Source organism: Pedobacter chitinilyticus (assembly GCF_003313385.1).
Lineage (GTDB): Bacteria > Bacteroidota > Bacteroidia > Sphingobacteriales > Sphingobacteriaceae > Pedobacter > Pedobacter chitinilyticus.
In genome coordinates this window covers 1,532,889-1,557,148 of the sequence record NZ_QMHN01000001.1, presented here as the reverse complement: position 1 = coordinate 1,557,148, position 24,260 = coordinate 1,532,889, and the positions used below count along the sequence as shown (strand labels likewise).

The window sequence follows — 24,260 nt, the reverse complement described above, 5'->3', positions numbered from 1 at the left end:
TTTATTAAGATTGTTCATTCCCAATGACTATGCTGAGTGTTATTTGATAAGTATCATCTGTTTCGTTAATAGCCAGCTCATATTGATTTGCATATAACAGTGCTAAGCGTTGTTTCGCATTTTTTAAGCCCATTCCAGAACTGTTTTTGGGTTGCTTGTTGGCGGAAGCTTTGGAGTTGCGGACTTCTAGGATCATTTCGTGATCGTATTGCTTTAATTGGATATGGATATATCCATTTTGTGCCACAGAACGACCCACATGCTTAAAGGCATTTTCTATAAATATGATAAATAGAAGAGGCAGTATTTTAGTTTTGCCATTTTGTATATCCCATTGATGAGTAACCTCTAATGTATTTACCCATCGGTATTTTTCAACCTCTATGTAATTGTCCATAAAGGCAATTTCCTCATTCAAATTTACCATTTCCTTATCAACACCATACAGTTGATAACGGAGGATATCCGAATATTTAAGAAGAAGTGAAGATGCCAAGTCAGTGTCCTTTTGGATTTGTATGTGAATATGGTTAAGGACATTGAACATGAAATGCGGCGTAATTTTAGATTGCAAGGACTGCAGTTGAGTTTCTAAATGTGCTTTTTGTAAGTTTAAATGCTGCTGGTATAGTTTGCCATGCTCATAGTAGAACTTTAATCCTCCAAAACCTAGGTTAACTAAAATGGTAGCTGGAACTGAATTGCTTAAAGTCACCAAAAAAGTTTCTCGTTCGTGAGTGAATTGCGAAATAGGTAAGATATGACGAGCTTCCAGTAGCACAATACCCTCTTGAAATATCCAAAGTAGAAAGGCCTGTACAAAACACAACAGCACCAACTGTATGAAAATGATGAGTATTCTATTTCTATGAATTTCCTTCGGTAATATATAATTGCACAAAAAATAAGTAGTACTGCATAAGGCTACGATTAAAGAAACGCCAGAGAGTACTTTTTGTATTACCCAAGGATATTCTGAATCATCTAGCGCCCAAAGCAACGCTGTAATCATGATCCAAAGGAGAAAAAATAGGTTATTGAATTTATTAAACTGATGATTTTTTACAGTCAAAATTGTAGCTGTTTTACGAGTGTGATTTGTTACTGTTCAATTAACGGCTACAATGATAATAAAATTACATTGGTTTTATTTCGTCAATTGCCAATGTTTTGCCTCCCAATAAACGAACCTTTCCCCAATAAAAAGCCAATTGCTTTTTCTACGTTCCTTTGGATACTTTCCTCGGTTTTCAAGTTAGCAATATACCGTACAATTTCCTTTTGCATAGAAGGGCTAAGCTGGTCAAATACAGACCGAGCCTCTGTATCATTCGCTAATGCTTCCGTTAGCTTTGGATGTGGTTGGATGCTTCTATCCGAGGAGTCAAACCAAATGGATGCCTCAATGCTTTCGCCAATGCGTTTGGGAGAATCCTTAAGCATTGTGGTGTTAATATACAGTCGCCAAAGGCCGCTGTACTTTACCAAAGTTTGTTGATAAGGCAAACCATTGATGGTTCCAGCAATTGGAATATGCCCTTTATCTTTGCCCGCTTGGCTGAAAATTTCGGTTAAAATAGCTTCTGGTACTAGTACATAAGGATTAATCCCTATAATTTCTATCGTAGCTTGAAAGGTATGACTTTTCATTTGCCGTCTTTAAAAAGATCAGCCTAAAGATAAAGAAACTTTTTTCTGGTCGAAGAACTATATCAATGGTCGATAATTAAAAAGGCAGATCAACAAAGAAAGTAGTGCCACTGGTTTTATTGTTTTCGTACCATATTTTGCCATTATGAGCCTCTACAATTTGCTTTGAAATAGCCAAGCCCATGCCAAAGGTATGTTCACCTGCGGTACCTAATCTTTTTGCTTCGGTAAATAAATCAAATATCTTTTCTCCTAATTCGGCGGGAATGCCAATACCTTCATCCTTTACCGAAATGCGTATGCCACGAGTCATTTGCGCCATTTTTAACTTAATTTTAGAACCGTTAGGACTGAATTTAATGGCATTTGCAACCAGATTGCTCACTACCCGCCACAGTTTTTCACGACTAGCGGGCAGTACAGTGGGTACTGTTTCCAAGCTCAACTGTTGTTCTTTCGCTTCGGCCTTACTCTCTAACAACGAAACACAATATTTTAGCATTTCGGCAATATCTATCGGTTCCTTTTTTAAATCTTCACTGTTAAACTGTACCTGTAAAAGGCTATCTACCAACTCGAGAGAATGCTGTCCAGAGGTCTTGATGAGGTCAAGAGGAATTTTGTCTTCTTCAGATCGGTCGGGTTCTTCCAGCATCATGGAGGCAATAGAGAGCATTCCACCGATGGGATTACGCAGGTCATGTGCCACAATGCGCATCATACGCGTATTATCTGCTTGGCTATGTTCCAGAGCAGTTAAAGCCTCTTTCATTTGGCTATTTTGCTTTTTGGTTCGTTGTAAATGCTTACGAATAGAAATGATGGTGTAAATGGCCAATAAAAAAGCAATACAAGATAATATGGATAGCGCCACTTGATAGCTGTAACGATTCTGTAAGGATTTTACCTGCCCTTCCTTCACGGCATAGTCAATATAGTCTATTCCCGACTCGCTGTTTAATTTTGCTTCTTTGTCACGAATTTCGATGAATTTTTTACCAAAGGTTCCTGCTTTTAAATGATCTCCGCGGGCATGATAGAACTCAAATAGTTGACGTGTTAACACTTCGCCGTAGTATAAATAGTCGTTGCGATTGGCAATGGCCAAAGCTTGATGATATAAGGCAGCACTCTGCTCTGGGTCAGTTTTTTCTAGCTGTTGTGCCATATCAATGTGCATATCCATAGAGACATAGTATAGCTTTTTAGCAATGGCGGTGGCGATTGTTTTTTTAAGCAGTGCTAAGCCCTCTGCACGTTTACCATGAACAATAAGATCGTCGGCAACAAGTTGATCTATGGCCAATAACGTTCGTTCATCCTTGTATTTAGTAGCAATTTGTTTGGCTAATTTAATGTAATAGCGGGTAGAATCTTTACTGAAATGTTGTGGGTAGGAGAGCAGATAGTTATAAATTACCAACGAACTAATAGAATCGTTGCGAAGTTTTTTGGATAGGCTGAAAGCTAGATCGTACCGTTGAATGGCTCGTTCATCTTTGCCCATTTCATGATAAACCATTGCAATATTCATCAAAGCTTGAACGATATTAACAGAGTCTTTCAATTTTTGGTAAGTAGTATATCCTTCATTGTAATATTTCAAAGCCAATTGAAAGTTGCCTTTAATATCAAAAAAGATACCGAGGTTGTTTGTGGCATCAGCCTTGCCTCGTTCGTAATGATGACGGTCGGCAATTTCACGTGCCTTTCGGGTATAGTAAAAAGTGCTGTCGATATTCTTCTCGTAAAGCAGCATAGCCATGCGGTTGAGGGCATCTACATATTTAAGGCTATCGCGGATTTGAGGCAATGATGCTTGGATATTGCTTAGTTCAGAAGATTGTGCTCTTCCTAAATTCCATAGTAATGACAAACAGCAAAAAAATAATAGACCCTTTTTCATCGTTTACAAGTTTACGCTAAATCAGTATCGGATAGATGATCGGAAGCTTGCGCTTCTTTACCACCTAATTTAAACATTTTATACTATAGCTAGCTATTTTGTACGGGAATGAACAGGCTGAATAAACACAAATGAGATTGAAGTCTCGGTAGTGCCTAATATCTTCATTAGTCTTAGATAAAAAAAGCTATTCAAATTGCTTATCCAATATTTTAATCCTATATAATTTATTAACTTTCAGGATCACAAAATACCTTATGCATACAATTTTACCTTTTTTATTGGCCATGGTTGCAGCCGTGGTACTGTTAGAAATGTGGGCAACCAAATTAAGAATTGCCTATCCAGTGCTATTGGTTGTTGCTGGATTGGTGGTCAGCTTTATACCCAACCTGCCCGTGGTAAGGATCAATCCCGATTTGATCTTTTTTATCTTCCTGCCGCCTTTGCTATTTGAAGCTTCGTGGTCCATCTCCTTTAAGGAAATGAAAAAATGGTGGCGTATCATTACCAGTTTTGCATTTTTGGTAGTTTTCTTCACCGCATTATCGGTGGCGTTGGTTACTAATTATTATATCCCAGGCTTTACCATTGCCTTAGGTTTTTTGTTGGGAGGCATTGTATCGCCGCCCGATGCCGTAAGTACAGGTGCCATTACCAAATTTGTAAAGATCCCTAGGTCTACGGCAACCATTTTAGAAGGAGAAAGCCTATTGAACGATGCTTCCTCATTGATTATTTTTCGCTTTGCGTTGGTAGCAGTAGGTACAGGCCAGTTCATTTGGCAGGAAGCCGCAACCAGTTTTTTATGGATGGTGCTTGGTGGCATCGCCATTGGTTTACTACTAGGGTGGATTTTTGTACAAATGCATAAACGTTTACCTACTGACGCTTCCTCTGATATTGCCCTTACCCTGATAGAACCGTACTTTATGTATTGGGTGGCTGAGCAATTACATAGCTCTGGCGTACTGGCGGTGGTATGTGGTGGCTTGTATATGTCGGCGCAAAGATTGCTTTTTCTAAATAGCACCAGTCGAATTAGGGGTTACAGTGTTTGGGAAAGCTTTGTATTTATTTTAAATGGCATTATTTTTCTAATTATAGGCTTAGAACTGCCCGAGATCGTAAGCGGTATTCACGCCAAAGGCATCCCATTGAGGACTGCCATTGGTTATGGGGTTTTGGTTACGGCAGTGCTTATTGCCGCAAGAATCATTAGCGGTTATGCAGCGTTGGTTGCTACACTCATTTTTAGACCTACGGTAATGCCCCATGCTGCCTCGCGAAGAAGGCGTTGGTTAATGCCTGCGCTGTTGGGTTGGACAGGAATGAGGGGAGTGGTATCTCTAGCGGCAGCATTGGCTATTCCTGTGAAGCTTGCCAATGGAGAGCTTTTCCCACATCGGGATTTAATCTTGTTTATCACCTTTGTGGCCATCTTATTAACCTTGTTGGTACAAGGACTTACGCTGCCGCACTTTATTAAGCGCAGTCGTTTATTTGAAGGTATTTTTGATGAAGCCGAAGAAGCCGCTACCCGTAAAAAGATGAAGCAGGGCTTGAAACAGCACATTTATCAATTCCTTAAACATAAGTATGAAAATGAACTTCATGGTCACGCAGGCTTAGAAAAATTCATTCAACAATGGGAAGAAAGAGCAAAAGCCACTGATGATAGTTGGATGAATGATAAAACCAAGGTCATTTTTATGGAGATGTTAGAAAGTCAGCGGGCGTATCTTGTAGAGTTAAATAAAGATCCAAATATCAATGAAGAGATCATTCGCCATCAACTTTACCAAATTGATTTGGAAGAAGAACGTTTGAAGATGATATAAAAAACAGTGGCTGGGTAATCAATACCAACCACACGCTAATTTTACGTCATTGCGAGACACGAAGCAATCTTAAAGCGCAATTCCTTTGCAACTTGTCTTTGCGTTCCTTTGCGATATCTTCATTAATCTTTGCGATAAAACTTAACCGCTAAGGAAAAAATAGTTACGCTAAGAACGTAAAGTGATTTTAAGGTGGCAATACTTTGATTATTAAATAATTGCGATGCATGAAGCAACCTTAAAGCGTTAATCCATCGCAACCTGTCTTTGCGTTTCTTTGTGATGTCTTCATTAATCTTTACGATAAAACTTAACCGCTAAGGAAAAAATAGTTACGCTAAGAACGTAAAGTGATTTTAAGGTGGCAATACTTTGATTATTAAATAATTGCGATGCATGAAGCAACCTTAAAGCGTTAATCCATCGCAACCTGTCTTTGCGTTTCTTTGTGATGTCTTCATTAATCTTTACGATAAAACTTAACCGCTAAGGAAAAAATAGTTACGCTAAGAACGCAAAGTGTCTTTACGATAGCAAGTACTTTGAATTTACGTCATTGCGAGGCACGAAGCAATCTTAAAGCATTAACCCTTTAGCAACTTGTCTTAGCGTTCCTTTGCGATGTCTTCATCAATCTTTGCGGTAAAATTCAACGCTAAGAAAAAAGAGTTACGCTAAGAACGCAAAGTATCTTTAAGATAGCAGTACGTTAAATTTTACGTCATTGCGAGGCACGAAGCAATCTTGAAGCGCAATTCCTTTGCAACTTGTCTTTGCGTTTCTTTGTGATGTCTTCATTAATCTTTGCGATAAAACTTAACGCTAAGAAAAGAAAGAGTTCCGCTAAGAACGCAAAGTATCTTTAAGATAGCAGTACTTTGAATTTTACGTCATTGCGAGGCACGAAGCAATCTTAAAGCGCAATTCCTTTACAACTTGTCTTTGCGTTTCTTTTCAATGTCTTCATCCATCTTTGTGGTAAAATATCAATGCTAGGAAAAGCAAAGCAACATTCTTTTCTATCCAGATTTTCCATTGTGAGGTGTCAAATTTTAGTAATTACAATAAAACCTCCATACACTGTTGCATGGAGGTTTTATTGTTACAATGATTGGGTCTTACACCAGTGTATGGGGGGCTCATTGTTACAATGATTAGGTCTTACACTGGTGCATGGAGGTCTTATTGTTACAATGAGTAAATTTACACCAGTGTTTGGCACTTTCATTTTTTATTTAATCTATCATAAGAAGCCTGAGCATTACCCTTCAAGGTACTTTATCGGATTAAACAAAAGAAATTTGCTGTCCACAAAGCAGTCAATTATGCTAGCCACTATTAATTACACTCAATAGTTTCATTAACGCACAAACATTCCCATCCTGTTACTCCGACTTTGGAGGAATCTTTTAGCGCTATGGTTGGTGTAATCACCAACAAATTTATTGGTGTACGATTAGGCGACAATAATAACCACAAACTTAGTTTCTTTTGTGATTGCCTCACCGTCATTTCGACGACCAAAGGAGGAGAAACCTAACGACTTGTTTTTAATTTTACGTGTAATTGCACCTTAAAGATCTCTCCGCTACGGTCGAGATGACGGTCTATGTAAGAACAATGCGCTGGCTAATCCAGAAGGTTGGGACTATGCCCTAACTACTTATCCCTATCCACTAACTACCAGCCCCTTTTTACCTCATAAAAGCGCAAACGTTTCCGCATTTTTTTGAAAAACATTTTCATTGTGTTTTAAACGTATCAGTCGTTTGCTTGCCTTTAATGATATATCACAAATAATCAGCACATTGCCTTTTTGTGTTAATGAGATTTAAGCGTATCAAAATTTTTATAACATTCTATTTATCAGTAATTTGTGTTGTTTTTGTGTTGCGGATGTCGGCTTTGGTCACCTATATTTACGATGTCAAATTTTTGACGAAAACCAATTAACAACCAAATAAACTGTATGAGTAAAATTCTACTAAAAAGAATTTTGCAGAAGATTTCAATTACACTGCTCTGGTGTTTTTTTCTGCAATTAAATGCTTCAGCCGAAAATGGAATTCCTGTGGACGCTTTATCTTACGGCGCATCGTATGCCGATGAAGTGACGGGGAAAGTGACAGAACTTTCGGGTAAACCACTACTAGATGTTATTGTGCAAATTAAAGGCAGGCCCAATAGCTTGGTTTTAACAGATGTAGATGGCAAATTTATGTTAAAAGCAGATCGAGGTGACGTGCTCATCTTTAAAGTAAATGGATTTAAAACCCAGGAAATTGCTTTTAACGGTCAAAAAGAGATCAATGTAACCCTGCTGGAAGACGACAGCCCTTCAGATACCTTTAATGTGCTTTACACTAAGCAAAAGAAAGCCACCAATCTCGAATCGGTATCAGAAATTAGAACAAACGATTTAACCAAAACCATTTCTTCACCAATATATGGCACACTAACTGGTCGTTTAGCAGGACTAAGCACCTATCAAAGTAGCGGTGAGCCAGGTAACGATGGTTTAAATTTAACTTTAAGGGGAATGTCGCCATTGGTTATTTTAGATGGTATTCCGCAAACTTTTACCTCTATTAACCCTGAGCAAGTAGAATCGGTAACAGTTTTAAAAGATGCATTGGCCACTGCCATGATGGGTATCAGAGCATCGAATGGCTTAGTATTAATTACCACCAAAAAAGGGCAGGAAGGCCCTCAGCGCATTGGCTTTAAAGCCATGTATGGTTTTTCGAGACCAACGCAATTGCCTAAAACATTAGATGCCTATAATTATGCATTGTTATACAACGAAGCTTTAACCAATGATGGTAGGCCAGCGGTATATTCACAAGCAGATTTAGATGCCTACAGAGATGGTAGCGACCCGTTTTACCATCCAAACGTAAATTGGCAAAATGAGATATTAAGGAAAGAAACTCCTTACAGCCGCTATAACGTAGATATTTCTGGAGGTAAACAAACCGCTAAATATTATGTAAGTCTTGATTATTTAGATCAACAGGGGATTTTTAAAGAATCCGATGCAAATGCTAATAGTACCAATTCAAGTTACAAGCGTTATGTATTCCGTTCAAATGTTTCTTTAGACCTGAGCAAATACATTACTACCAGCTTAAACCTATTTGGCCGTTTGCAAACAGGTAATGAACCAGGTGTTTCAACCAATACCTTGTATAATAATATCATTAATACCCCAGCAAATGCCTATCCCATTTTTAACGCTAACGGCAGCTTAGGTGCTAGTCAAGACTTTCAGCAAAACAATATCTACGGGCAAAACTTCATGTCTGGCTATCAGGTAGGTTACACCCGCGATTTCAGGGTTGATTTAGCGGTAAAAGCAGACCTGCAAAAAATTACGCCTGGGCTTTGGTTCAAGGCCTTAAGTGCAATTAATACTTACTTAGACCAAACCACGATAAGAAGTAAGGCATTGGTGGCATTTTTACAAAGTAAAGATGGTGCTGGAAACCCTGTTTATACCCAATACGGTACACCAGCAGATCAAACAAATATATTGTCTACCAATACACAAAACCGTGTTTTTTACCTACAAGGAGAATTTGGCTACAGCAAAAATGTGGGCGCACACAACTTCGACGCCTTGTTAATTGCCAATAACGATTACCGTATGGGTGGAGCCGATTTGGCCTATAACATTAGAGGCATTAGTGGCCGATTGGCATATAACTACAAAGAAAAATACCTGGTTCAGCTAGCAGCAGCTTATAACGGTACTTCAGAACGTTATGCAAAAGGCTATGGCTATGGTTTTTTTCCAGCACTGGGCTTAGGATGGAATCTTAAAAAAGAGGACTTTTTAGCAGATAAAGCCAAATGGTTAAATGATTTTAAATTGAGGACCAGCTTTGGTCGTATGGGAAATTTCAATCCTAACAACTATTACACCTATAACCAATATTATACCACTGGAACTGGCTATAACTTTGGAACCAATACCGGTGGTACGGTAGTGGGTATTGAACAAGGAGCTTTAGCTAATCCGCACTTAACCTTCGAGCAAGCCAACAAATTCAATGTAGGTTTTGATGCTGCGATGTTCAACAACAAACTGTCCTTAACGGCAGAATATTTCAATAACAAGTATTTCGATTTACTACAGCTCATTGGTAACAGTACCCAAATTACTGGTGCCACCTACACGGTACGTAACTTGGGCGAACGCAATTATTCAGGCTTCGAGTTCCAATTGAACTATCGTGACAATGTTGGCGATTTCAATTACTTCATTGCTCCGAACTTCTCTACCGTAAGAACTAGAGTTGTCTTTGCAGATGAGCCCGTACGTCAGTTTGCTTACCAACAATTTACGGGCTTGCCTGTAGGACAGCCTTTTGGCTTGGTTGCCAATGGACTGTTCCAAACACAAGCAGAAATTAATGCCAGTGCAAAGCCAGCTAATTTGCCGATTGTGCCAGGGGACATCAAATATATAGACCAAAATGGCGATAACATTATTGATGAAAACGACTACGTTGCCATTGGCAGAACCACACCAGCCCTAAACTTCGGTTTAAACTTGGGTGGTAGTTATAAAGGATTTGATTTCTCGGCTTTGCTACAAGGCGTAGCCAATAACGATGTGTTCTTAACAGGAAACTCTTACTGGGCTTTTCAAGGCGCTAGGGGACAGGCTTATGAGCACAACTTAGATAGATGGACGCCAGCTACTGCGGCTACTGCTACCTATCCAAGAGTAAGTGTGGGTACCAATGTAAACAACCAATATGGCTCAACCTATTGGTTGCGAAATGGCGATTTTCTTCGTTTAAAGAGTGTAGAGTTAGGTTATACTTTCCCAATCAGCTGGGTTAAAAAAGTAAAAGCTACTAATGCTAGGCTATTTGTAAATGGCACTAACCTTTTCACCATTACTGGATTGAAAGACCAAGACCCAGAAAATTACTTCAACGCCTATCCAATCCAAAAAATGCTTGTTGCAGGCATCAGTGTTAAATTTTAAGAACGAAGAATATGAAGAAATTATTGATAGCAGTAATGACTGCACTTTCTTTGGCAGGTTGTACTAAAATTGAAGACGGACCGCTTGAAAGAATTACCGAAAACTATGTATTTGATCCAACCGATAAGAACGGATTTTATGCAGAGCAATTTTTAAATAACATTTATTCCATTTTACCTAACGGATACAACCGTGTAGGAGGCGACTTGCTTGACGCGGCAACCGATGATGCGATGCCATCAAGGAATGCCGTGAGCATCGAACGATTCACTACGTCATCATTGAGCGCATTAAGTAATCCCGATGATGCTTGGAGTAAAAACTACGAAGGCATCCGCAAGGCCAATATCTTTTTAAAGAACATTGATATTGTACCTGTACCCGCTAAAATTCCTTTTTGGAAAGCCGAAACCCGCTTCTTACGAGCCATGTTTTACTTTGAATTGGTAAAAAGATACGGCGGGGTGCCTTTAGTGGGCGATGAAGTATTAGATGCTGAAAAGCCGAAGAACTTTACCCGAAACAGTTTCGAAGAATGTATCAACTATATCGTAGCAGAATGTGATGCCATTAAAGGTGCAGTACGTCCGGACCCATTGGCAGCTGGTGATTATGGTAGGATTTCTAACGGAGTAGTGCTGGCCTTAAAAGCACGAACATTGCTATATGCTGCCAGCCCGCTTTATAATGGGGGTAACATTGGTGGTACGGCAGATCAAAAGAAATACCAAGGCTATGCCAATTTTGATGCCGAACGTTGGAATTTAGCTGCTCAGGCGGCCAACGATTTAATGCTTACTGGAAAGTTTAAAATTGATGGTGTAACCTTTAACAACGTATTCATTGTTAGAAAAAATGATGAAGTGATTTTAGGTTATTTACGCAATAACAGTTCTGATTTAGAAACCAACAATGGCCCTGTAGGTTATGCTTTGGCCAGTGCGCAAGGCAGAACCAGTCCAACGCAGGATTTAGTAGAAGCATTTCCTGGTTTAAATGGGAGAGATATTACTGATCCAGTTTCTGGTTTTGTGGCTACCAACCCTTATGCCAACCGCGATCCTCGTTTGGCCAGTACCGTTTTATATAACGGCGTGAACTGGTTAAGCCGTCCTCTGCAAACTTATGAAGGCGGTTTAGATAAACCGAACAACAACAGCACACAAACCAAAACAGGTTATTACCTGCGTAAGCATTTGGGCAACTTTGCTACCGCTACGCTATACAGTGCACAACCGCACAACTTCCCTATTTTTCGTTATGCCGAAGTGCTGTTAAACTATGCCGAAGCCAGAAATGAGTATTTAACGGCCCCTGATGCTAGTGTTTACAAAGTGTTGCAAGACATCAGAAAAAGGGCAGGAATTACTGCGGGTACCACTCCTGGCTATTCATATGGCTTAAAATCATCAGGAATGACCAAAGACGAGATGCGTATTGCCATCCGCAACGAGCGCAGGATAGAAATGGCATTTGAAGAGCAACGTTTTTGGGATTTGAGAAGATGGAAAACTGCGGAAACTGTATTGAACAAGGATTTAAATGGGATGATTATCACTAGGAATGCCACTACTGGTGCCTTAACTTATCAAAAGGCTGTAGTAGGCAAAATCAGCTTTGCTAATCCTAGAATGTATTTCTATCCAATACCATACGCTGAAATTACAAAAAACACAAACCTAGTACAAAACACAGGTTGGTAATTAATCCATTTGAAAATGAAAAGATATTTATTAACGATATATTTATTGTTGCTGTGTGGGATCACTTGGGCACAGCAGCAAACAGTTACAGGAACGGTTAGCGATAAAAATGAGACACTTATTGGCGTTTCGGTCATCGAAAAAGACCTCCCTAGTAACGGTACACAAACCGACCAAAATGGTAAGTTTAAACTTACATTAAAGGGTTCTAGTAAAACCATTGTCTTCAAATACATTGGCTACCTTTCTAAAGAAGTAGTGGTAGGTAACCAATCTAATGTAAACGTTACTTTGGAAGTAGATGCCAAAGGTTTAGAAGAGGTAGTTGTAGTGGCCTACGGTATACAGAAAAAGATTACCAATACGGGCTCTACCAGTGCCATTTCGGGCGATGATATTAGACAAACCCCTGCGGCCAGTTTACAAAATACGCTCATTGGTCGTGTACCTGGTATCACCACGCAACAACGTTCTGGGCAACCAGGGAGTGACGGTGCCGTACTCTTAATCCGTGGTTTAAGCACCACCAATGGTAATGGTGCACCTCTCATTATTGTAGACGATTTAGAGTATTTTGGGAACATTGCCGAGATCGACCCAGACCAAATTGAAACCTTCACCATTTTAAAAGATGCTGCCACCACGGCCGTTTACGGGATTAAAGGTGCTAACGGGGTAGTGGTAATTACCACCAAACGTGGCAAAAGCGGTAAGGCGCAAATTACTTTCCGTACAGAGAACAGTATCCAAACGCCGACCTACATGCCCGAGTATTTAGATTCGTACCGAGCAGCGGTGTTGGTGAACCAAGCCTTAGTGAACGATGAACAGGCGCCACGTTTCTCACAAACCGATTTAGATCACTTTAAAAATGGTACCGATCCTTATGGCCATCCTAATGTGAATTGGACAGAAGAACTATTGCGTAAGTATAGCGTGCAGTCTCGTAACAACATCAACATTCAAGGTGGGGTTGACAAAGCGAAATATTACCTATCTGCAGGTTATTTGTTTCAAAACGGTTTGATCAAAGATTTTTCCAAACTGTCGGGAATGGATAACAATTACTACTACAAACGTTATAATTTCAGATCGAACTTAGATTTACAACCTACCAAAACCTTAAACTTGAGTTTAGATTTATCGGGCACCTTTGCCGAAAGGAATAGTCCAACCAATGGTGGTAGAAATAACCGTAACAACATCTTCTTTGAGCTGAGCGATGCCAACCAGTTGCCTCCTTATGCTTATTCTATTTACAATCCTGATGGTTCATTTGGGGTAAATAGCAATATCTTAAACAACAACGTGGTGGGTCGTTTAACATACTACGGCTATAACCGTCAGTTTACCAACGACATTACCGCAAACTTTAGGGCCAGTCAGAATTTAAGTTTCGTTACCAAAGGATTATCTGCCAAGGGAGTAGTGGGTTTTAATGGGCAATATGGTTTCAATAGAAACATGAACAGGGGAACAGGTAATGATTTTCCATCGTACTATTACAACCCAACCAACGATACCTATACCATTTCTAACCCCAATTTCTATCGCATTGCCCTGCCTAACCTTAGTTATTCGGCAACAGATAGCTATAAACGTTTAAACTGGCAAGCTTCCATTAACTACGATCGTACGTTCTCTAGTCATCACGTGTATGCCTTGGCTTTGTACAATACGCAAAACAATGTCACTAACGCCAATGAGCCTAGTGGTTTCAGAGGGTATACCTTTAGGGCAGGTTACGACTACAAACAAAAGTATTTGATTGAGTTGAATGCAGGTTACAACGGTTCAAGTGCCTTCGTGTCCGATAAGCGATACGCTTGGTTTCCAGCCATCTCTTTGGGATGGAACGTTGCCGAAGAATCTTTCTTTAAAGACAACATCAAGTTCATCGACCTATTTAAAATTAGAGGTTCCTTCGGTAAAACAGGTAGCGACGACATTGGTAACTTTGCCTATACCTATTTACCTACCTACGTAAACGGAGGTTCTTATTCTATTGGCGAAAACCATACAGGTATTACAGGAATTAGAGAGGGCTTATTGGCACAAAATCCAACTTGGGAAACAGAAGAACAGGCCAATATTGGGGTAGATATCAACATGTTTAAAGGCAAGTTGAAAATTGTAGCCGACTTATTTGATCGCTACCGTTACAACATTCTTACTTCCAGAACGCTATCTAACATCGCAGGAATTACCCCAAGTCAATTGCCGCCCTCAAACATCAATAGGGTAAGCAACAGAGGTTTCGAAACGCAGATTACCTATTTGGGCAACATCAATAAATTCAGCTTTAACATCAGTGGTAACATCTCGGTATCTAAAAACAAGATCTTGTTTATGGATGAAGCGACACCACCTTACGATTACCAACGCCTTACCGGAAAACCAATGGGAAGTATTTTGGGCTATAACTTCTTAGGTTTTTATACTCAAGAAGAAATTGATAACCCAGCAGTACCCAAACCTACCACAGGGATTACCAGAGCAGGGGATTTGAAATATTCAGATTTAAATGGCGATGGTGTAGTAAACGTAGATGATAGAATGGTGTTGGCCTTGCCTAACTTACCTAATACCATTATGGGCCTAACCATTGGCTTAAATTACGGAAACTTTGCCTTCACCATTACCGCACAAAGCGCTCTAAACTTTGCCAGAAGATCAGCTGCCGAGGCAATCAGACCTGGTTTAAATAACTTTAGAGAGATCCATGAACAAGCTTGGACTCCTCAAAACAGCGTGAATCCTAGTTTCCCTCGCTTAAGCTTGGCAGGTTCTAACTTAAACGATCCAGCAGCACATCCATCTAATTACTGGTTTAGAAACAGTGATTATTTGAGGATTAAAACTGCAGAGTTCTCCTACTCTTTACCTAAAGAGTTTGTGAATAAAATAGGCTTACAAGTGGCTAGGATATATGTAAATGGTTACAATTTGGTCACCTGGGGGCTGAAAGAAAAGAATATCTATAATACCGATCCAGAAAATACCTCTGGTAATGATGGTGCTGGTTTTTACCCTCAAACCAAAGTTTACAATTTAGGATTACAAATTTCATTTTAAGGACATGAAAAGAAAGATATACAGCAGCTTATTTATAATCGTGGCCGTTGCCTTGATTTATTCATGCAAAAAAACAGATATTTTGGATGGCAAGCTCAATAGTGAGCTGAATGAAGAAACCACCTTTGCCGATAGTACCAGGACGAGTAACTATTTATTTGGGGTATATTCCGACATCTTCTTCGAATTTAGCTCGAGGTATTACAACTCTGGGAATGGTAGTGGGATTACCGCGGGTACCGCCGAAGCTTGCGACGAAGGGAATCACCGTTTATTTGGTGCCACACAACCTTTTGTGGTTATTTATACTGGAAGTTTAGCACCAGTGGTGTCAAGCGGATCTAACCAAAACCCTTACACGGTAGCTTACGATAAATCGTATGCGAACATCCGCAGGGCAAATATATTTTTGGCTAATGTGGATCGTTCCCCTATATCGGCAGCATTAAAAAAGCAGACCAAAGCCGAAGCTAGGTTTTTAAGAGCGTGGTATTATTCTATTTTAATTAAACACTTTGGGGGCGTGCCATTATTAGCAGATAAAGTTTTTAAACCTGCTGATTTGATTGACCTTACCAGGAACTCTTATGAAGAGTGTGTAAATTATATTGTGAGCGAACTGGATGCCATCACGCCAGATTTGCCTGCTAACTACAATGCCCAAAACTATGGCCGTGTCACTAGTGTAGCTTGTAAAGCATTAAAATCAAGGATATTGCTTTTTGCGGCAAGTCCATTGTTTAATGGCGGTAACATTGGTAAAACCGAAGCACAAAAGAAAGTAGTAGGCTATGCCGCTTTCGATGCTACCCGTTGGACAAAAGCGGCAACTGCTGCTAAAGAAGCGTTGGATTTTGCAACCGCCAATGGCTACGAACTTTATGAGGACAACTCTATCCCAGGTTTAGGCTTTGGAAAAGTATTTACCATGCGTGTCAATAAAGAGTTTTTATTAAACGGAATGGCAGCGGGCTCTAAAACTTTGGAAGGTGCTTTATTGCCTGTTTCAAGAGGGGTAACTACACCACAGGCCATGCCTTCGCAAAATTTGGTTGATGCCTTTGGAACCATTAACGGTAAACCAACCGAAACCGATTTGAAATCACCTAGCAATCCCACAGGATTTGATCCAGCCAACCCTTATGTGAACCGCGACCCACGTTTAAACTACACCGTTATTTATAACCAAATGTTGTGGTTTAACAATGCTACGGGCAACAAACAACCTGTAAATACCTATATTGGCGTACAAGATGGTTGGTCGGTAAATGGTTCTGCAGGTTTAACTTATGCTACAGGATATTTCTGGAGAAAAATGATGGACGACGGTACGGCCAACAATGGTGGGCCAACCTTGCAACGTACTTGGGGCTTAATTCGTTTGGCCGAGGTGATGTTGAACTATGCCGAAGCTGCTAATGAAGATAACAACATTACCGCCGCTTACGATCAATTGAAGTTATTGAGAAAAAGAGCAGGCATTTTAATTGGTACTGATGGCAACTACGGTTTAAAACCCAATATGACCAAAGACGAAATGCGCTTAGTGATCCAAAACGAGCGCATGGTAGAGCTGGCTTACGAAGGGCATCGTTTCTTTGATGTACGTCGTTGGAAATTAGCGATGGAAAAGTTTAATTTTACCATGATGGGAATGCAAATTACCCGTACAGGTACTACTTATACGTATAACAAAGTGCCTATTACCAATAATGCAAACCGTGTGTTTAAAGAGGCTAATTACTTTTTTCCAATTGCACAATCGGAAATTAGTAGGGTTCCTGCTCTAATACAAAACCCAGGTTACTAACCATAAGCGTTCCCTAGGCCCAACTGCTTAGGGAACGCTCATATTGAATTGAAAATATAAATCAACGCCATGGCCTTACCCTCCAGAATACAATCTATAGACGTGTTAAGAGCAATCACCATGTTCTTCATGATTTTCGTAAATGATGTAGCAGGTGTAGGCCGTATCCCAGCATGGGTTGGACATACCGCTGCCGAAGTGGATGGCATGGGTTTCTCCGATATCATTTTTCCCGCTTTCTTATTTATCGTGGGGCTTTCATTACCCTTTGCCATTCAAACAAGGATCAATAAAGGTGACGGTGTGTTGGCTATTGCAGTGCATATTCTGTTGCGTTCGTTGGCTTTAATTGTGATGGGTTTCTTTCACGTGAACCTCGAGAGCTACAACAGCGAGTTGGCAGGATTGGCAAAACCCATTTACACGCTGTTGCTCACCACAGGTTTCTTTTTGGTTTGGTTAGATTATCCAAAAGAATCATCGAACCTTAAAAAATACGACCTTACCGCAATTGGTGTCATCCTTATTTTAGCCATGGCTTACCTGTATAAAGGCGGCAATGCCGAAAATCCACAAGGTTTAGCACCACATTGGTGGGGCATTTTAGGTTTAATTGGCTGGGCCTATCTGTTCTCGGCATTAACCTATTTGCTTACTCGAGGGAAAATGTGGTGGCTGTTCATCGCTTTCGTCATTTATGCCCTCATCAATATCACTACCCACACGGGACTACTGCACGTTAATTTGTGGCAAATTGGCGATGCATCGTCTATTACTTTAATGATGGGCGGGGCGGTAATCGCGACCAGCTATCAATTGCTTATTGTCAAACAACAAAGTAAAAAACTATGGCTGTTATTGAGCTTGGCTGGACTGCTTTGTATAGCTTTAGGTTTTATAGTCAGGCCATACGCTGGTGGTATTTCAAAGATTTACGCCACCCCAGCCTGGGTATTCATTTGCATGGGCATTACCATTTTAACCTTTCAGCTCATGATCTATTTGGTGGATGTGAAAGGCAAAAAGGATTGGTTCAAATGGATCAAGCCTGCAGGCACCAGTACCCTTACTTGTTACCTCATTCCTTACGTGTTATATGCCACCCTTAGCTTGCTGCACTTCAACTATCCTTCCCTTTTTAATGAAGGCATAGGAGGCATTATACGCTCGTTTTTGGTCGCATTTATCGTCATCAGAATTGTAGCATTGATGGAAAAATACCGTATTCGTTTAAAAGTTTAACATCATGAAAAGAATAAAACAGCTCTTCGCATTAATCATCGTGGTGATGTTTTTAATGGCCGCAAAAAGAAATACCATTGCCAAAGCAAAACCAGTGGTGATTGGTTATGTAACAGGTTATAGTGGCTTAATTAACCCCGATCAAATTAATGCACAAAAATTAACGCACATCAATTATGCCTTTGTAAACGTTAAAAACAATCAAGCCTATTTAGATAACGCAAAGCGAGATTCGACCAACTTTGTACGCTTAAATTCGTTAAAGCTAAAGAACCCCAACCTTCAAATTCTAATTTCCATTGGTGGATGGTCATGGAGCGAAAACTTTTCGGATGCGGTTTTAACCGATTCGCTTCGTAAAGGATTTGCCAAAAGCTCGGTCGATATTATCCGTAAGCATCAATTAGATGGGGTAGATATTGATTGGGAATATCCAGGAATGCCAGGCGAAGCAGGAAACGTATATCGACCAGAAGATAAACAGAACTTTACGCTCATGTTTATGGAATTGAGGAAAGAACTCGATATCTTGGAAAAAGAAACGGGAAATAAAAAACTATTGACCACCGCCACAGGTGGATTTGCTTCCTTTTTGAACAATACCGAAATGGGCGAAGCCGCAAAGTACTTGGATTACGTGAACTTGATGACCTACGATTATTATGCTTCCAAACAGGCCAAGCACCACACCAACCTGTTTGATTCAAAAGCTTATCCCTCTGATAACTCTGCCGACAAAGCCATTAAAGCATATATTGCTGCGGGCGTACCCGCTTCCAAAATTGTCATGGGCATTGCCTTCTATGGTCGTAACTTGCAATTAGTTGCCAATGCTAACAAGGGGATAGGAGACACGATCCTTTCCTCGGCCAATAGCTATGGCAAAGGCTATACCTTTTTAAAAGATAGTTTGTTGAATAAAAAAGGCTTTGTGGCTTATCAGGATGATGATGCTAAAGCACCTTATTTGTTTAATCCACAAACCAAAGCTTTTATTTCTTACGACGATGAATGGTCGGTAGACCACAAATGCCAATACGTTTTGCAACACAAATTAGGCGGGGTAATGTTTTGGGAATACAGTTCAGATAAAAAAGAATACTTGCTTAACCAAATCACTAAAAGCTTTAAATAAATCCTTTGCTGCTCATGAAATTGAAAATATCCCTTCTCGCTTACATCAGTTTATTCGTATGTACTCAACAAGCATTGGCGCAAAATTGGATCTCCAACTTGGTTCAGCTTCATAAAGGTGGTAAGCTCAGCTATGTGCCCAATGCCAAAGGCGATATCCTTCCCAATTTTAGTCGTGTGGGTTACCATCAGGGCAATCAAGCCATTCCGCAGGTGAAAGCCGTGAAAGAACTGTCACCTAATGGCGTGAACGACCAACAGCAAATACAGGATGCGATTAATGAGTTGGCCAAAATGCCAGTAAATAAAGCAGGGATGAGGGGAGCCATTTTACTAAAAAAGGGAACTTACGAAATTCCAGGAACCCTTAACATCAACGCTAGTGGGATTGTGTTAAGGGGCGAAGGCAGTGAAACCAAATTAGTAGCTATTGGCACAGGCCAACGGAAATTGATCAGTGTAAATGGCAATGGTAAGCCTAGGGAAGTGCCGCAAAGCCGAGCAAAAATTACCGATGCTTATGTGCCTGTTGGGGCTACCTCTTTCCAAGTAAGCAATGTCGATCAATTTAAGGTGGGCGATGACATCATCGTTCTACGTCCAGGGACTACCAAATGGATCCAAGATTTAAAGATGGATCAAATAGAGGCTCGTGAAGGTCTAATACAATGGAAAGCGGAGGATTACGATTTGTACTTTGAAAGGAAAATTACGGCTATCAAAGGTCAACAGGTATTTATTGATAACCCAGTGGTAATGGCGATGGAAACGCAATACGGTGGTGGCGAAATTTATAAATACACTTTCGAGGGAAGGATCAGTGAAGTGGGTATCGAAAACATGTGGTTAGAGTCGGCTTATCAAAGTGATACCGATGAAAACCATGGCTGGGATGCCGTGTGGTTGAATAGGGTTGAAAACGCCTGGGTAAGCGGTGTCACTAGTAAATACTTTGGTTACTCCTGTGTTAACTTGGGGAGCTACAGTAAGCAAGTTACCGTAAAGAACTGTACTTCCTTAGCCCCGAAATCTAAAATAGAAGGGGGTAGAAGGTATTCTTTTAATAATGATGGTCAACTGAATTTGGTAAGAGATTGCCTAGCCGACGAAGGTAGGCATGATTATGTCACGGGTGCCAAAGTAGCGGGACCAAATGTGTTTTACAATTGTAAATCTACCAACGCCAAGGCGGATATTGGACCCCATCATCGTTGGGCGGTAGGTACACTTTATGACAACATCATCACCGATGGAGAAATTAACATTCAAGATAGGGGCAATTGGGGCACAGGACATGGCTGGGCAGGCGTAACACAAATCCTATGGAATTGCCAAGCGGTCAAAGTAGCGGTGCAAAACCCTTATGTAAGCGGTCAAAACTACGCCATTGGTGTAATGGCTACCAAAGTTACAGGCAGGTTAAAAGACCGCCCTGACGGTACTTGGGAAGGTTTGAATAAAAAAGGCTTAATGCCAGCTTCATTGTATCTTAAACAGTTGGAGGATAGACAAGGTAAACAGTGATTGTTTGATGCTTGCAAAACACCCCGCCCGTTGGGCCCTCTGAAAGAGGGGAATGGCGTGGTGTAATTCCCCTCTTTTAGAGGGGTGGCCGAAGACCAGGGTGTTTATTTTGTAGTTCCTAGCTAAGAGTCAGCATCAGTTTAATCATCTTTTGAATAATTTACACTTTGGTTTTCCAAGCAATACCTGTTACGATTTATCGGAAGGATCAGGGAGAGGTTTTTTAGTTTACCCTCTCTGTCATTCCGACTTTCCTTTTTGTCATTCCGACGATAGGAGGAATCTCTATGATCTATGCTTCCGTTGGTGTTGTTTCGTATCATTTAAAGCCACGATACGTTTGTTGAGATTTACTTCGTAGCTGCTTCGCGGTCTTCGCTGCGCTCTGAATGACAAAGAGCCCAAGGCCATTGCTGCCATTTATCATTCTGTCACCTACCAACCAAACCACCTACAACCAACACTACCAATCCCCTCTCATTTCCAAGGAGAGGGTTAGGGAGAGGTTAAAAGTTATAGTCCTCTCTGTCATTCCGATCTTCCTCTTTGTCATTCCGACGATAAGAGGAATCTCTATCAATCATCCTTTTGCCGCCTTATCACCAAACCACCTACAACCAATGCAATCAACTACCCCTGCAAAGGCCCAATACACTTGTAACTGTTAATCATTACCCCTGTTGGCGTGGTCGAGGTGCTGATATATTCCAACTGATGCGCCTTAAACTCATCCGCTAATATCCGTTTGCCTTTGCCCAACAGTACAGGATAAACAATAAGGATCACTTCATCTACCAATCCAGCCTCTAATAATAACGAAGTGAGGGAGATACTTCCAGAAAGTACCAAGTCTGGTCCCTCTGTAGATTTCAGTTCCTGAAGTTCATCGATGAGATTTACGCCCAGCCTTTTTACAGGGCCCCAGTCTAAACCTTCAGGTCGGTGCGTCACCACATGTTTTGTAGCCGCATTAATGGCATTGGCCATAGGGAAGTCTCCTGCAGTTGGCCAGAATTTAATCCAAGCATCGTAAGTGTTTCTGCCAAGTAACAAGTCAAAACCAGTTCCGTAAGTATTCAATAACATGGCCATGCCTTCAGCAGACCGAAACGGAGCAGTCCAAGCACCGTAAGTATAGTTTTCATCATGCTCAATGACTCCATCAAGCGAGATATGTTCGAAAATTCTAATCTTTCTCATGTTTAAGTTTTTATATATCCAAATCTACAAACGGATATATACAAGTAGAGGGGGAGATCGAGACAATAAAGAGGGGGAATAATACCTTCATCATCATTCCGATAGGGCTTGCCCTGGTGTTTAGGGAAGAAATCTCTATGATTAAGAGTCCTATGGTTGGAGTGGTTACCAACCACAAGAATTAGAATTTTCGCTTTTGATAAGGCGTGCCTTGTCCATCTTCACAATAACTTTTAAGACTTAATAGGAACATGGCCCAATTATAATTACACCATTGATAAAATTCGGTAAGTTCACGCCAATCAAAGTGTTTGAGTACCACTGAAGTGACCCCATCTTTTTCTGTGAGTTCAAAAGAAACCCCTGTGCCTACCCACTCAGGATCAGAAGCAATACACTCCCATTTGATGGCTTTATTTTCCGATAGTTCCGTGATTTTCATTTTGGTGCCGTAATCATCGCCAAAGCCAAACTCATTCACAAAACCAAGTTCTGGTTTCACAATCAACTCCTCTGTCCAAACCGCTGCAAGGCCCTCTTGGGTGGTTAACGTTTCATAAACTTTTGCAATGGGCACCTTGATATAATTGATGTGTTCTATTTTTTCCATTTTTTGATCTTTCGGTTTTTGGTTGTAAGCACGAAAGTAGGCAATTTAATTTACCAGAGCTGCGGCCATATCGGACACACTAAGGGGTAAAGCGAGAAATAAGCGGCTATGAGTTACGAGTTACCAGTTACCAGTTACCAGTTACGAGTTACCAGTTACGAGTTACCAGTTATGAGTTGCCAGTTACAAATAACCAAATAACCAAATAACCAATTCCCAATGAACCAATGAACGAATAAACCAATGAACCAACAAACCAACAAAAATCCCTATAAATAAGTATTGGCGATCACTAACCTATTTTCCAATTTTGATAGCGCAAACTCATTATCATGATCATCAAAAGAACATTATTAATAACAATGCTGGCCTTAGCCACTTCGGTAGGCTATGCACAAAAGAAACAGCCAAGCAAAACGGCTGTTCCCGCAAAAGCGGCGGTTAAAGCTAAATACGGCGCATTGGCCATTGACAGGAGCAACGGTTTTTATTACGGTTGGTCTTTTGATCAAGCCAGTTTAGCTGAGGCCGAAAACAGGGCAGTTGAAGAATGTAAACGTAGAGGTGGCAATTGTACGGTCGTATTATCTTACTCGGGAACAGGTTGCGCCGCCTACCGAACCATTGACGGGAACGTAGGTACTGCCTTTGGATGGGGAATTGCAGCAACTAAAGAACAGGCCGATGCCATTGCCACAAAAGAATGCCTAAAGAGAAGCAATGGAGCGCCCGCACAAAACTTTGTGTGGAGCTGCAATTCGGCTAATGGCACCGCATTAAAAGAAATTTACAACGCCAGTGATGAGATAGAAGCCCCTGTAAAAGTTGGCAATCAAATATGGAGCAACAGAAATTTGGAGGTGTCGACTTTCCGTAATGGGGACGTCATTCCAGAAGCTAAAACCCCAGCCGAGTGGCAGCAATATTGTAAAAACAACAAGCCTGCTTACGTTTATCTGAACTTCGATCCAAAAAACGGTAAGAAATACGGTAAACTTTATAATTTCCATGCAGTAATGGACCCACGCGGACTGGCGCCAAAAGGATGGCACGTACCCAGTAAGCAGGAATATGAAACCTTGATGGCTACCCTTGGCGGTAAATATGAGGCAGGCAAAAAAATAAGGGGAAAAACGGGCTGGGATCTTCCTGACAAGAAATACGGCGAGTATGCAGGAAATGGTACCAATGAGTCGGGATTGAATTTTTTACCAGGCGGAAGGGCTTGGGGTAACGAATACGATAAAGAACCCAATGCCGCTTCGGTGTTTAATTACTACGGCGATGGACAATGGTGGACTTCTACCATTGATGGACCAAGCCGTTACAACGAAAACAGCGGTTACGGTTATTATAATAATGGATTTGCCTTTGGTTTCAGTTCCTATAAAAAGAACCTCACGGGAGTGGGCTCCGAATCGCCACAACGAGGCTTTTCTGTGCGTGTCGTAAAAAATTAATCAAAACTAACGCAAAGCTTCTAACGAAGCGATCAAAAAAAGTCCTCCGCATTTGCGGGGGACAAAATTTTCAGCTCTTAAAACTTATTGTTAGTTTTAGGGTAAA

Annotated in this window: 14 protein-coding genes; 9 read left to right on the top strand and 5 right to left on the bottom strand. The window is 40.7% G+C overall.

Translation table 11 applies throughout. From position 1 onward, the window contains the following. Positions 1 to 4 precede the first annotated feature (4 nt). The 3 genes from DUT70_RS06465 to DUT70_RS06455 form a co-directional block, all read right to left on the bottom strand. The gene (locus DUT70_RS06465; protein ID WP_128353318.1) at positions 5 to 1,072 is read right to left on the bottom strand and encodes a sensor histidine kinase; all 1,068 of its coding nucleotides are present in this window, start codon (positions 1,070 to 1,072) and stop codon (positions 5 to 7) included. Between the two features lie 83 nt (positions 1,073 to 1,155). Beyond that, complete coding sequence (locus DUT70_RS06460) at positions 1,156 to 1,650, bottom strand: YdeI/OmpD-associated family protein (RefSeq protein WP_113646431.1); 495 nt, start codon at positions 1,648 to 1,650, stop codon at positions 1,156 to 1,158. Positions 1,651 to 1,726: 76 nt separating this feature from the next. After that, positions 1,727 to 3,556, bottom strand: a complete 1,830-nt coding sequence (locus DUT70_RS06455) for a tetratricopeptide repeat-containing sensor histidine kinase (RefSeq protein WP_113646430.1) — start codon at positions 3,554 to 3,556, stop codon at positions 1,727 to 1,729. A 257-nt stretch (positions 3,557 to 3,813) separates the two neighbouring features. Here DUT70_RS06455 and DUT70_RS06450 point away from each other — a divergent pair, with 257 nt between their 5' ends. From DUT70_RS06450 to DUT70_RS06415, 8 genes are all read left to right on the top strand, one after another. Further along, on the top strand, positions 3,814 to 5,397 hold the full coding sequence (locus tag DUT70_RS06450; protein WP_113646429.1) for a Na+/H+ antiporter: 1,584 nt from the start codon (positions 3,814 to 3,816) through the stop codon (positions 5,395 to 5,397). 1,969 nt (positions 5,398 to 7,366) lie between these two features. Beyond that, on the top strand, positions 7,367 to 10,396 hold the full coding sequence (locus DUT70_RS06445; protein ID WP_113646428.1) for a SusC/RagA family TonB-linked outer membrane protein: 3,030 nt from the start codon (positions 7,367 to 7,369) through the stop codon (positions 10,394 to 10,396). Positions 10,397 to 10,407: 11 nt separating this feature from the next. Beyond that, positions 10,408 to 12,099 (top strand): RagB/SusD family nutrient uptake outer membrane protein, encoded by a 1,692-nt coding sequence (locus tag DUT70_RS06440; RefSeq protein WP_240432039.1) that lies wholly within the window; start codon positions 10,408 to 10,410, stop codon positions 12,097 to 12,099. A 15-nt stretch (positions 12,100 to 12,114) separates the two neighbouring features. Beyond that, entirely contained in the window at positions 12,115 to 15,174 is a 3,060-nt protein-coding gene (locus tag DUT70_RS06435; RefSeq protein WP_113646426.1) for a SusC/RagA family TonB-linked outer membrane protein, read from the top strand. Between the two features lie 4 nt (positions 15,175 to 15,178). After that, positions 15,179 to 16,984, top strand: coding sequence for a RagB/SusD family nutrient uptake outer membrane protein (locus DUT70_RS06430; protein WP_113646425.1), 1,806 nt, complete (start codon positions 15,179 to 15,181; stop codon positions 16,982 to 16,984). 69 nt (positions 16,985 to 17,053) lie between these two features. Beyond that, positions 17,054 to 18,226, top strand: a complete 1,173-nt coding sequence (locus DUT70_RS06425; RefSeq protein WP_113646424.1) for a DUF5009 domain-containing protein — start codon at positions 17,054 to 17,056, stop codon at positions 18,224 to 18,226. Positions 18,227 to 18,230: 4 nt separating this feature from the next. After that, positions 18,231 to 19,361 (top strand): glycoside hydrolase family 18 protein, encoded by a 1,131-nt coding sequence (locus tag DUT70_RS06420; RefSeq protein WP_113646423.1) that lies wholly within the window; start codon positions 18,231 to 18,233, stop codon positions 19,359 to 19,361. A 14-nt stretch (positions 19,362 to 19,375) separates the two neighbouring features. After that, positions 19,376 to 20,884, top strand: coding sequence for a hypothetical protein (locus DUT70_RS06415; protein ID WP_240432038.1), 1,509 nt, complete (start codon positions 19,376 to 19,378; stop codon positions 20,882 to 20,884). Between the two features lie 630 nt (positions 20,885 to 21,514). Here DUT70_RS06415 and DUT70_RS06410 read toward each other — a convergent pair. Further along, positions 21,515 to 22,084 (bottom strand): dihydrofolate reductase family protein, encoded by a 570-nt coding sequence (locus DUT70_RS06410; protein WP_113646422.1) that lies wholly within the window; start codon positions 22,082 to 22,084, stop codon positions 21,515 to 21,517. Positions 22,085 to 22,265: 181 nt separating this feature from the next. Then, on the bottom strand, positions 22,266 to 22,694 hold the full coding sequence (locus DUT70_RS06405; protein WP_113646421.1) for an SRPBCC family protein: 429 nt from the start codon (positions 22,692 to 22,694) through the stop codon (positions 22,266 to 22,268). A 362-nt stretch (positions 22,695 to 23,056) separates the two neighbouring features. On the opposite strand from DUT70_RS06405, the gene DUT70_RS06400 reads away from it, so the two are divergent. After that, complete coding sequence (locus DUT70_RS06400) at positions 23,057 to 24,154, top strand: FISUMP domain-containing protein (RefSeq protein WP_205529739.1); 1,098 nt, start codon at positions 23,057 to 23,059, stop codon at positions 24,152 to 24,154. The last annotated feature ends 106 nt before the right edge of the window (positions 24,155 to 24,260 follow it).